This window comes from Mucilaginibacter mali, from assembly GCF_013283875.1.
In the GTDB taxonomy this organism is placed as follows: Bacteria; Bacteroidota; Bacteroidia; order Sphingobacteriales; family Sphingobacteriaceae; genus Mucilaginibacter; species Mucilaginibacter mali.
Map to the genome: position 1 here is coordinate 118,045 of NZ_CP054139.1, position 12,041 is coordinate 130,085.

General features: G+C 43.8%; 11 protein-coding genes. All 11 read right to left on the reverse strand.

What is annotated here, in order from left to right:
- Window positions 1-108 precede the first annotated feature (108 nt).
- Window positions 109-1,299 (reverse strand): glycosyltransferase, encoded by a 1,191-nt coding sequence (locus HQ865_RS00545; protein ID WP_173413010.1) that lies wholly within the window; start codon window positions 1,297-1,299, stop codon window positions 109-111.
- A gap of 168 nt (window positions 1,300-1,467) precedes the next feature.
- The gene (locus HQ865_RS00550) at window positions 1,468-2,820 is read right to left on the reverse strand and encodes a lipopolysaccharide biosynthesis protein (RefSeq protein ID WP_173413011.1); all 1,353 of its coding nucleotides are present in this window, start codon (window positions 2,818-2,820) and stop codon (window positions 1,468-1,470) included.
- Window positions 2,820-4,322, reverse strand: coding sequence for an O-antigen ligase family protein (locus tag HQ865_RS00555; protein WP_173413012.1), 1,503 nt, complete (start codon window positions 4,320-4,322; stop codon window positions 2,820-2,822). Before HQ865_RS00555 ends, HQ865_RS00550 begins: the two co-directional genes overlap by 1 nt.
- A gap of 14 nt (window positions 4,323-4,336) precedes the next feature.
- Window positions 4,337-4,474: a hypothetical protein gene (locus HQ865_RS00560; protein ID WP_173413013.1), complete on the reverse strand. Its 138-nt coding sequence runs from the start codon at window positions 4,472-4,474 to the stop codon at window positions 4,337-4,339.
- Window positions 4,475-4,530: 56 nt separating this feature from the next.
- Window positions 4,531-6,687, reverse strand: coding sequence for an exopolysaccharide transport family protein (locus tag HQ865_RS00565; protein ID WP_173413014.1), 2,157 nt, complete (start codon window positions 6,685-6,687; stop codon window positions 4,531-4,533).
- Entirely contained in the window at window positions 6,687-7,367 is a 681-nt protein-coding gene (locus HQ865_RS00570) for a TolC family protein (RefSeq protein WP_173413015.1), read from the reverse strand. Before HQ865_RS00570 ends, HQ865_RS00565 begins: the two co-directional genes overlap by 1 nt.
- Before the next feature lie 4 nt (window positions 7,368-7,371).
- Window positions 7,372-8,460 (reverse strand): sugar transferase, encoded by a 1,089-nt coding sequence (locus HQ865_RS00575; RefSeq protein WP_202020435.1) that lies wholly within the window; start codon window positions 8,458-8,460, stop codon window positions 7,372-7,374.
- Entirely contained in the window at window positions 8,444-8,827 is a 384-nt protein-coding gene (locus HQ865_RS00580; protein WP_173413016.1) for a response regulator, read from the reverse strand. Before HQ865_RS00580 ends, HQ865_RS00575 begins: the two co-directional genes overlap by 17 nt.
- 219 nt (window positions 8,828-9,046) lie before the next feature.
- Entirely contained in the window at window positions 9,047-10,048 is a 1,002-nt protein-coding gene (locus HQ865_RS00585; RefSeq protein WP_173413017.1) for a glycosyltransferase family protein, read from the reverse strand.
- 206 nt (window positions 10,049-10,254) lie between these two features.
- Window positions 10,255-11,550 carry a DEAD/DEAH box helicase gene (locus tag HQ865_RS00590; RefSeq protein ID WP_173413018.1) on the reverse strand — a complete coding sequence of 432 codons (1,296 nt, stop codon included), beginning with the start codon at window positions 11,548-11,550 and terminating at the stop codon, window positions 10,255-10,257.
- Window positions 11,551-11,720: 170 nt separating this feature from the next.
- Window positions 11,721-12,035 (reverse strand): hypothetical protein, encoded by a 315-nt coding sequence (locus HQ865_RS00595; protein ID WP_173413019.1) that lies wholly within the window; start codon window positions 12,033-12,035, stop codon window positions 11,721-11,723.
- Window positions 12,036-12,041: the final 6 nt, after the last annotated feature.

Consider the following 12,041-nt stretch of genomic DNA (forward strand, 5'->3'; position numbering starts at 1 on the left):
TTCGTTTTAAATTGGTGTTGTAAAATTAATGCTTTTGGCAAATTATTTTATACAACATTCTTTAAGGGTGTGATATTTTTTGTTTTGACGCTTTTATGTACGCCAAAATTATGCCATTGGTTCTTTGGGAACCTCGTGCGCGGTATGAATAAATTTCTTATTCGCTCCTTTTAACTTAAATAACAGGGCGAACATGGTAAAGAATATAAATGGTAAGCGCAATACGGCATTCAGTAACTTTTTGTTAAAGAATGATGGCGGGATGGCCGCCACAATAGCCGTATAACATAAGCCGGTTGCCACCAGCCACCAGCGCCATGAAGGCCCAACGCCAATAAAGGAGATGGCCAGCATCATAGGCATTATGCCCAGCATTAGTACGCGGGGCAGGATGGATAACTGGTAGATCTCATTAAAGTGATCGCGGTTACCATGTTTAAACAGTTCGGCCAGGCCGGCTTTCCAGTAACGGCCAAACAAGCTGAACTGAGCCGATAACCATCGCTTACGTTGATTTTTGAAATTATCGGGCTTGCTTACCTTTTCGTCGTACATCAGCGCTTCTTCGCTATAGGCCACACTAATGCGCTCGTGTGTAAGCAACAGGCCCATTTCTTTATCAAAGCCGCCAACGGCGTCAATACGCATCATTACATCTTTAAACAACTGGTAATCCAGCGCCATACCCGAACCAATAATGGCCGCGCTAAGGTTAAACACTCGTTGCGCTTTGCGGAAGATATGGTTATTGATCTCCTCGCTAATCGCATCAAGCATGGCTATGGAGGTTTCGCTATTCAGCGCTACACGATGGCCCTGCACTACTTTTTCGCCGGCTACCAGGTAACGGTTAATGTGGTGCAGGAAATCCGGAGCGGCGATGTTATCGATATCGTAAACCACGGCTGCGTCAAAACCTTCTTCGGTATTTTCGATGGCTTTGTTCAGGGCTTTTGATTTGGTGCTGCTTTCAAAAAATACCTCAACCACCTGCAGGTCCATTGCCCGTAGTTGTTCCACGGTTTCGGGCTGTAGCTTATCGGCAATTATGCAAACATGGTATTTGTCTTTAGGATAATCCAGGTTGGCGGTTTTGGCGGCCGTGTTCAGTATAATGGCATCTTCTTTATAAGCCGGGATGTAGAGTACAAACTTTAACAGCTTATCGGTAACCGGTGGTTCGGGCACTTTAATTAGCCGGCCACACACCGAAAAAAAGAACAGGTACAGGCAGTATATCCCCAGGTAAATAAAAATTATCCAAAAAATTATATCCGCGATGGTTAATAAAATATCCATATACCTGTACTATTGATATTGCTGATTTTAATCTACAATTAGTGTAATTATTGCCCGTTTTATTTTCCCCTTGTCATTCTGGGCGATAGCGAAGAATCCCCGGGTTGCACAGTGGCAATGCATAGTTTGGGATTCTTCGCTATCGCTCAGAATAACGGACCGGATGGATTACTCAAGCCCTGCCTTTTTACGTAATAAAGAACCGATCAGTTCTTTCAACTCGGCATAACCCAGGGTAAAAATATCCTTTATCGTAAAATCGAGATACTTGCGCAGCGACCAGTACCCATAAACAATACCGGTGCTGAAAGTAAATATCGATGCCAGCGCTACGCCGTAAATGTTATGGAATATCAATAAGCCTACCACATCGGCAATTACGTTTACGGTTAGCATAATATATACCTTTATCATGTTCACCCGTGGCTTGTTGATCATATCCAGTGTAATGCCCATAAACCTGTCAAGCGGCATTAAAATGGCAATAAACATAAAGATGCGGAACACCAGCGCGGCCTCGCTACCGGTATATTTTTTACCGCCAAGGATAGTTACCAGTATATCGGCACCTAAAAAGCAAACCAAACAAATGGGTATTAGCGCCAGCGTCATCATGCCGGCAAATTTTTTCATTACGTATACCACTTCTTTATCATCGCCCTTGTTTGATGCTGCCGATATCATTGGCATAGCCGTTGACGTAAAACTGCGGATGGTGATCTCTATCACTTGCATCAGTTGCTGGGCCATACTATATACGGCCACAGCAGCGGCGGCTACGTTGCTCATCAGCATAAAATTAATTACATAGTTATCAGATGCTTTTAATAATTGCGCCGCGATAGATGTGCCCACGCTAAATTTCCCGTAATGGAAAAGCTCTTTAACGCTTTCTTTAGAGCGTTTTTTAACGGTGTATATTTTGTCCCAACCTATAGTTAGCGAAACTATACTGGTAATAACGCAGGTTAAAAAGTGCGCGTAAACGCAATTACGGAAAGTTAAATGCCCGGTAAATATCAATATGACAATAAAAAATGGAAGCAGCGACTGGCTAATGGCCCGTAATATCAGCAATATGCCAAAACGCCCTTCGGCTTGTAATATCCACAAAGCAACACTGTAGGGTAACATTGCCAGGAAGGTAATGCCAAACCATTGGATCATGATCCGGGTGGCTTCGGAGGCGGTATCGTAAAAAAGAAAATAGCATACCAGGTTGAGGGCGCAGGCGGCCATCGTGATCCAGAAACCAATGTACCAGGCCGAACCGGCTATATTCTCGGCGCGATCTTTTGAAACGCCTGTATAAAATTTGATGAGCGAGTTTTGCAAAAAGCCTGTACGGAAAACATCCGCAAGGGTGATGGTATTGAAGATAAAGAGGAACCAGTAGCCTAATTCTTCTTTAGTTTTAAAATTGTGCGCAACAAGCATATAGGTAATCATACCCAGGGCTGCCATCATGACATTTCCGGCAAAAGACAGGAAATGGTTATTGCGTAATTTCTTTAAAATCATCAGTTAGTTGTTAGCGGGGCATTATTTGCTGAATTTAACGATAATTGCTTTTCATCGTCCAATCTTTTTAAAACATTTATCAACGCTATACATAAATAGAACATGATATTGGCCGGAAACTGCACTATGGATTGCTGCGGATAGCTGCCAATGTTAAAAGCAAACAACACAATAAGCATCACCAAACAATAATTCTTTATTTCGGGGTCTTTGATCAGGAAGAAATTATTGATGCCGATGCGCAGGGCCGTATAAATTAAAAAGCAAAACAGGAACAGGCCAACATAACCCAATTCAACCGCTACGCGCACGTAAGTACTATCGGGCGGGAACTTTGACAGGGGAGAGTTAGGCGCGAAACGTTGCCCCCAGATACCCACCGCGCCCAGGCCTGCGCCAATGGGGTGGGCATGGATGTAAGGTTGTATAAACGCCTGGTTCTTGGCGCGCTCGTTAAATGATGCATCGGCACTTGGCTTAAACGCGCTTTGAAAACGCAGTAAAGTACCATTATGGGTAGGCATTAGTATCAGCACAGCCATTACCAGGGCGCCTGCTATACTTGCTACCATTACCTTTTTATTAAAGTGCAGCACGGCTAATAAGGCCAGGCATGCCGGTACGATGACGTAGCCAGCCCTTGTACCCGAAAATAGCATGGCATCCATAAAGAAAGGGATCATCAGGCTCATTACCCATTTTTTCCAGGTGGCGTGCGGGCCGAATAAAAGGGCGATGCACATAACTGTACCAATGGCCATATTGTAGGCGTATACTACCGGGTCGGAAAATATAGAGAATTTGCGCCAGTGCCCCATCTGGAAGTTAAGGTGCATGGTAAGCGGGTTTTTACGCAACACGGCCCATTCATAAGGGAAGTAGCCGTTTGCCTCCTGCGCAAAGCCGTATATCGCGCCGATTACCGAGAACCACAACCATACCTTCATCAACAGTTTAACAAATTTCAGATCGTTTATCTGGTAGATGAAAACAAAGTACATCAGCATTAAAACCGCCACTGTGCGCACTGTATAAACCCATGCCAGGATGGAGGCCGCTACCGGGTTTACCACTTCGAAAAAGTTTAACCCTATCCATGCCAATATCAGGTAACTGATGGGGTCGGCATAGATCTTCCACTTGCGGTTGTATTTCTGTTTCAGGAAAAAGCCAAGGATGAGCAAATATTCCAGCGCGTCCATACTGGTACCTATGGGCGCTTCGGTAAATAAACCGGCAAAATTGACAAAATGCGACCAGGCAAAAAATATAACGATGCCAAATTTAGGATAAGCGATAATGCCATATATTACGGGCACGCCTACTATAATGGCCAGTATGGCCGCCCCGCCAAACATGCCATACATATACACCACATAGCTTACAAACATTGCCGCAGCCACCAGGAACAGCCAGGCTAAAGGCCCCGACAGCCGGTTGGCAAGTATTTTTTGCCAAAGCGTTTTTTTGTTCGCGTTCCGTGTCAGGTCAATTTCGTACATGAGCGGGGGGAGATCTATAAAAACATCACTTTCATAAACCAGATAAACACACCTATAAAGGCAAAAATAATGGCCGCTTTACGCTTTTTATTATCATATGCGCTCAAATCTTTGAACGGGTCTTCGGCTACAACTTTAGGCTTTTCCTTCATAACACAAAAATTGTATTTGATATTGATATACGATCAGGCCCGGGGTGGCCCGGCAATTACCTTTTCTTTTTTTTGATATTATATGCCGATTTGTTCAGTACCCAGCCGGCAAATTTATCGCCCGCGCCCTGCAGGTATTTTACCAGCGCTTTTTTACCGTTTACAATACTTTGCCCGGCCTCAAAAACGGCAATAAACTTATTGGTAAACAACAACCACTCTTTTGCCTTATTCATCTCATCAAGCGACGGGGTTTCAATGATGATCACATCATAAACGCTTTTTAGTTCGTTTAATTTTTGACGAATAAAGCGTTCATCGCCAATTTCAAGCAGGGTAACATCGCCGCCATGGTTGCCCATTACACTGTTGGTATTGATAATGGTATCATAACTGCCCGGGGTGTTTTTAAACACATCCTCTACATACAGTTTGGGGTTTACGGTTTTGCTGATGGTCGGGTTCTCGAAATTGCCATCGATCAACAATACCTTTTTGTTGATCATGGAATACGAATAGGCAAGGCTGATGGCCAGCAGGGTTTTACCCTCGCCGCCCTTCATACTGGTAATGGCGACTACTTTTTCGCCATCAAGTTCCTGGTCTATTTCAAAGCGGATGGCGCGCAGCAGATCTTTAAATTGCGCCATTTTATCGCGGTTCTCTACATCCCAAAGCTTACGCAGGTCTAACGTGTTGCCGCTCACCAAATTCAGATAACCCAATACCGGTATTTGAGTCGCATTGGCCAGTTGTGTTGGGTTTTTGATACTGTCATCCAAAAAGAACATCACAAACAACACCATCAGCACAGCAAAGCCCGAAACAAAACCACTTAATATCACCAGCAGCATTTTTTTTGATGGCTCCGCCGGTTCGGGCATGGCCACCTGCACCTGTATCAGTTTTGATGAAGACGCCGATTGCAGATTGGTTAAGTTATATTTAGACAGGGCCTCCTGGTACTCGTGGCTGGCATTGTCAATATCATAATAAAACGATTTTAGCCTGGCATCCAGGGGTACCAGCTTATCATATTGCGATTTCAGCTTACGTTGCTGATCCTCCATCAGCTGGATACTGTAGCGGGCCAGGTCATACGATACCTCCAGCTCATTTTTTCTTCTTCGCAACTCGTCTTTACCCACAAGCGGATTAAGAATATACTGATCGGATGTTTGGTTCATTTGCTCGGTTAATACCTTCTGTATCGAATCGAGCGAGACTTTTATGCGCTTATCAAAATTGCTGCGTACGTACTTGTCAGACAGTTCGTGCATTTTATCGCGCGTGCTGCTTACGGCAATATTTAACTTGGTAACATTGGCCTCGATGTACTTGCGCTCGTTCGGGTCAAATTTCTGATCGATGTTATCGATAGCGCCCCGGTAGCTTTCGGCGTCTTTATTGGCCTGCAGTAGTCTTTCGTCGTTAGCAGACATTTGCGAACTGATGGTCCTTGATTGATCATCGATGTTCATTATACTGTGAGCAACCCTGTAGGCCAGCAAGCTGTCCTGCTTGTCCTTCAGTATTTTGCGCTTCTGCTTCATCATATCGCTTAGATAATTGATGGCGCCCGATTCAGTTTCCTTTAGCGAGGCGGTATGATAAGCGATAAATCCCTGGATAAGCGTGTTTACGATGAACGCCGAAAGTTCAGGATTTTCGGTATCGATAGATACACTCATAAAATCGCTGTCGCCATCCCTTTTTATCCCAAGTCCATACTCTAACGAACGCTGATCATATCGCTTTTCTATCAGCATGTCATTCAGCCATTTATCGTACTCTACGTGCAGGTTAAGAGGCTCCAGTTTGGCCAGCTTATCCTTGAAATAGGGTACCGCGCGCGCGCTGTCTCTTTTGTTGAAATGGACGTAATCTTTTCCTTGCGGGCGGAATGGCTTGTTTGTGGTCAGATCGTGCAGGATAAGGTTGTACGAAACCATATCCATCATTTTCTTTAGCCGCATTACCTCTTCCAGGTTGCTGAATTTGCCGGCAATAGCGGCGTCCTGTAGTGTACTGGCAATAGGATCAAGCAGTTGGCGGCTTTGGTCGACGATGCCGGTAGCCATACGGCCGGTGGATACAAACTCTAAGGGCAGGCGTTTTACGAGAAAGTGAGTTACGATTATTGTTACCAGCGGAACAATAATGATGACATATTTATATTTTAGTATAAGTTTAAAAAACTCTTTTAATTCCATTATTTTATATCTTCCAACCTTTTGCCTACTATCTCCTCAAGTGATGCTTTTGCGATTAAAACGGCTTGTTCGCCTAATATTTTACTGGAATTTTGTGTATAATATATCGATAATGCCTGGCTGTACTCGGCCAGCGTGGTTTCGGCATTCTCATATTTATGTTTTAACAGTTCTGAATTATTGTTGGCATCCTGCACCGATTTGTTAAGCGAACGCAAATTTGCCAGTGTGCCAAGATACGTAAAATAGCGGGTTTTTACCTGAACTTCTAAAGTAAGCAGGTACTCCTGTTCTTGTAGTTGGGCTACTTTAACAGCCTGGTGCGCGTTGTGGATCAGGAAAGGTTTGGCAATAAAAGTGCCCAGGTTTATGGTAATAGCAAACTGGTAGCTGTTGGTGGCGATAGGGTTAACCAGGTTGGTTGATTGCGAAGGGTTATACAGGTACGATGGCGTGATAATATCAAGCCACGATGTTTGCGCCTGGTTATAGCTGGTTTTTGCTATGCCTACCTGTGTTTGCCTTATTTTTAATTCGGGGTAGTATTTTTTTGCCGTGTCTATCAGTTTTTGCAGGTAATCGTAACGCACATCGGGTAAAAGGCTATCCTGGGCGCGCAGGTTCCCGGCAAAAAAAATGATAAATAATACGGGTAGTAACAGTAGTTTGTATTTGTGCATCTGCTTATACTTTTTCTTTCTGGAAAAGCGCTGGTATAGTGCTCAATATAATTTTCATGTCGAGCAGCAACGAGTAATTCTGCGCGTAAAAATTATCCAGTTTTTTGCGCTCGCGTTCGCTCATATCGTCTTTACCACGTTTGGTTACCTGCCATAAGCCAGTTAAGCCCGCGGGGCCTAAAAAGCGCATCGCCCATTCGTTAGATGTTAGCATTTCGGCCTCATAAACCGGCAGTGGCCTGTTACCTACTATAGACATATCGCCTTTTAAAATGTTTATCAATTGCGGTAATTCATCAATACTTGTGCTGCGCAAAAAAGCGCCAAGCTTGGTAATACGGGGGTCGTTCTTGATTTTTACAAATGATGCTGTTTTAGTCCCATCCCCCTCGGCTGCATATTGATTATTCTCTACAGATAGCTTGGCCAGCAATTGGTCGGCATCGCTGCGCATCGAACGGAATTTGTAGAAATCGAACACTTTATAACCCGTACCCACACGCTTGCTTTTGTAAATTATCGGTCCCTTCGAACCAAATTTTACAGCCAGGGCCACCACTACCAATATTGGCGAAAGGCATAGCAAAGCCATCGACGACAGAATTACGTCCATAGCGCGTTTGCCCGGTGGAAGGGTGTAAGTAGTATCTACCTTTTTAGAAAGTTCGGATAAAGTAGGCTTGATCAGTTTAAAGTTTACCAAAAAGTTTAAACGCTCGCGCAGGTGCATCAGGTTAATGGGCATGGCATAAAGGTCGTTTACCTTTAATTTTATTGCCTTTGCCTTTAATTCAGGATCGTGTCTTTCGGTTACCAGTACGATCAGCATTTGTTTGAACAGGCTGTTCTTTTTTATCCGTTCAACAAATTTCATGGTTTCGCCCGCCTCATCAACCTCGGCCAAAATAATATCGGGCATACTGAGTATCGATTGCTCGGCCAGGTATTCATCCAGTTGTTGCACATCCGGACTGGCAAATATTTGGTAATGAGCAGGCAACTCGGCAAAGATCATGTCGCGCATCCCGGTACCGGCATAGGCCAGTTTAACCCGTAATCCTGCACTTTCGTTCCAATCAGTTGTGTGTGTCATAAACTTGCAAAATTTTGCTGATCTCTGATTTTAATATAGTTGGATTAAATGGTTTATGCAGGTATGCGTCAACCTTAAAAGGCATAGAGGCCACCTGGTCGTCAAGATCGTGGGCGGCCGAGAGCAACACCACGGGGATATCGCCGTAAAAGCCGCTTATTTTAACATTTTTTACAAAGGCTTGCCCGTCAAATGTCGGCATGGCTAAATCAGATATGATCAGTTCGGGCATGTTGCCGTTTTCAAGCCAATCAAGCGCGTCGAAGCCATTAGTTTGTACAACTATCTCGTAATCTTTTGACAGGATGAAGTTTAACAGCTTTAAAATGCCAAGGTCATCGTCAACGATCAGTATAATTTTTTTCATCTGAATTTATAACAAGTTTTCGGCTATCAATATTTTATATTAATCAGGGCTTTTTACAAAAAGTACGTTAAAATAGTAAAATTGCATCATTTCACCATTTTTATTAATTATTTCTATTTTACTAATAAAAATAGCGCATTACTATCAATACCGGCATTTACGGGTAAAAATATATAACAAGTTTTGTATATCTAAATTATTTATGCCCGCTTATATTGCCTATGGTAACTTACCAACACTATGTTTATTAATGATAGATTGTAATATTTGTTTTGTATTATCAGGATAATTTACAGGAATTACCTTGCCATTTTCGAGCCAGTTAATTAATATTTCGCGATGTTTTTCTTTCAGGCTCTTCATTACCGGCACGCCAAGGGTACTTAGTGCCGCCGCATTAAGGTGCTGCTCGTACTGGGCTTTCATGGGGATAACCAATAGTTTTTTGCCCATAAAAAGCGCTTCGGCCGGGGTTTCAAAACCGGCCCCGCATAATACGCCCGCCGACGAGGCCATGCTTGCAATAAACTTTTGATTATTAATAGGCTGAATGTGTACGTTTTTATGTTTCAAAACCTTTTTATTGTGCTTTGAAAACACATCCCAGGTTATATCTTTTATTTCGGATAGTTGCTTGATGAGGCGGTGGTCATCATAGGCGGGCAGGTAAACGGTATAGTGCCCCTTGTTGGTTATTTCATGATCGCGCACCTGCTGCCTGATCACTGGTGTAAAGATATTGTTACTGAACGCGGCGAAGTGGAAGCCATAATTTACACTTACCGGGGCATAATGGTTGAGAATAAAATTCCCCATCATATCCACATCCTGGGGTTTAGGAGCTTCATCGGTAATTACAGCGGCCTGGTGACTAAGACCAATACAAAACTTGTTTTTTAAACGGCAGGCCCAGGCAGATACCGGCTCGAAATCGTTTATCACCAGGTCATAATCATCTACCGGGAGTTTGTTAATTTCCTTCATAAACAAGCGGATCTTGGCTTTATAAAAGCTTTTCCAAAGATCGACCCCACCTTTTTTGCCGAAGATGAAGCCCATGCCATGAAACTTATACTTAACCGGGAATGGCAGCGAGAGATCGCCCTGTATACCGCTTACTACTACGTCAACTTCACCCATTTGTTGTAACAACGGTACAATATCCATCGACCGGCTTAAGTGCCCGTTACCGGTCCCCTGTATGGCGTATAATATTTTCATCTTCGTTTAAATTTAGTTGATTTGTTATGTTTTGGTATTTAATATTTATTAACAAATTGATGTTATCGGCTAATAGGGATTAAATATCTTAATTATAAACATAGTGTAAAGCCACTTAACAAACAGATAATATATTAGTAATATACACCTAAAGCAGGTGCAACAAAAAAGCCGGCTGATGGGCCGGCTTGATATTTTAAAGTTGATCAGGACTTATTTCTGCTTCTGCGCCAGTTGCGGTTACCGCCAGCCTTATTAGCGTTAGGATTACGCTGCGCCGATTGATTGCGTGGTGCAGGCTTGCCGCTTTTGTGGTGCGGGTTATTCTTCAGGTCCTTCAAGATCCTTTCCTGTTGCGTCAATTGCTTCATTGGGAAAGGATGCTCCTCCTCAACCGGGATGGTTTTGGCGATTAGCTTATGAATATCCTTCAGAAACTCTTTTTCTTCCTCATCGCAAAACGAAAATGCTATACCGCTGGCACCCGCCCTGCCGGTACGACCGATACGGTGTACGTAAGTTTCGGGGATGTTGGGGATCTCGTAATTAATTACGTGGGTCAGGTCATCAATGTCGATACCGCGAGCGGCAATATCGGTAGCTACCAGTACACGGGTGGTGCGGTTTTTAAAATTAGTTAATGCACGCTGACGGGCGTTTTGCGATTTATTGCCGTGGATTGCCTCGGCGGTGATGCCTGCTTTGCTCAGGTCTTTTACCACCTTATCGGCGCCATGCTTGGTGCGGGTGAAAACCAACACCGTGGCGATGCTTTTATCCTTCAGCAAGTGGTGCAGCAAGCCTCTTTTATCTTCCTTACCTACAAAGTAAACGGTTTGTTGTATGGTATCGGCAGTTGACGATACCGGGGCAACCTCCACCTTTTCGGGCTTATATAAAATGGTATCGGCCAGTTGCTGTATCTCGGGCGGCATGGTAGCCGAGAAAAACAGCGTTTGCCTTTGCTTAGGTACTTTGGCGATGATCTTCTTTACATCGTGCACAAAACCCATATCCAGCATACGGTCGGCTTCGTCTAATACCAAAATCTTCAAATGATCCAGGCGGATAAAGCCCTGGTTCATCAGGTCCAATAAGCGACCAGGTGTGGCTACTAAAATATCTACGCCACGTTTTAAAGCGTCGGTCTGTGGATTTTGCGATACCCCGCCGAAGATTACCAAATGCTTCAGGCCGGTGTGGCGACCGTAGGCGGCTATGCTCTCGTCTATCTGGATAGCCAGCTCGCGGGTTGGGGTAAGGATCAGCGTTTTAATCGTCTTCTGTTCCTTGTGCTGCTGCTTATCCTGGTATAGTAACTGTAAAATAGGGATAGAGAAAGCGGCGGTTTTGCCCGTACCGGTTTGAGCGCAGCCTAACAGGTCGCGCTGTTTTAATATAATGGGGATAGATTTGGCTTGAATAGGCGTAGGGGTGGTATATCCCTCGGTTTTTAAGGCCCTGAGGATAGGCTCAATTAAATTTAAATCTTGAAATGACATGTAATGTTTTTAAAATATATGCTAACGCGATTGCATAAGCGGATCTGAAGGGTCTATCGTCTGATGGAAATGATCAAAACCGTAAGCTAACGGGTATTATTGGGGGCAAAGGTACGGTTTTTATTTTATAAGTCCGGAAAGTCGGAAAGACCGTAAATCCGGAAGAGCTATTACAGGTTTTCTATTCCTACTAATTGAAGATTCAAACCGGCTACTTCAACATAGATCTCATCAAACGCCGCAGCATCTGTGATCCCGACCCCACCGGCAGGTTCAAGTGTGATATACCCGATCATAACCTTAAAATTAAGATCCTGGCTGCAGGCTATTCCCTGTACTTTGTACAGATCTTGTATCCGTTGCCTGTATCTTTCATATAAAGGGTTGGGGATAAGCCACCCGCCGATAGCGCCCATACTTTGGTCAATGATCTTAAGATCGGCGTGACCTACCAGGTCAGTGTCGATATAGATATCACCTTTCATGATTGA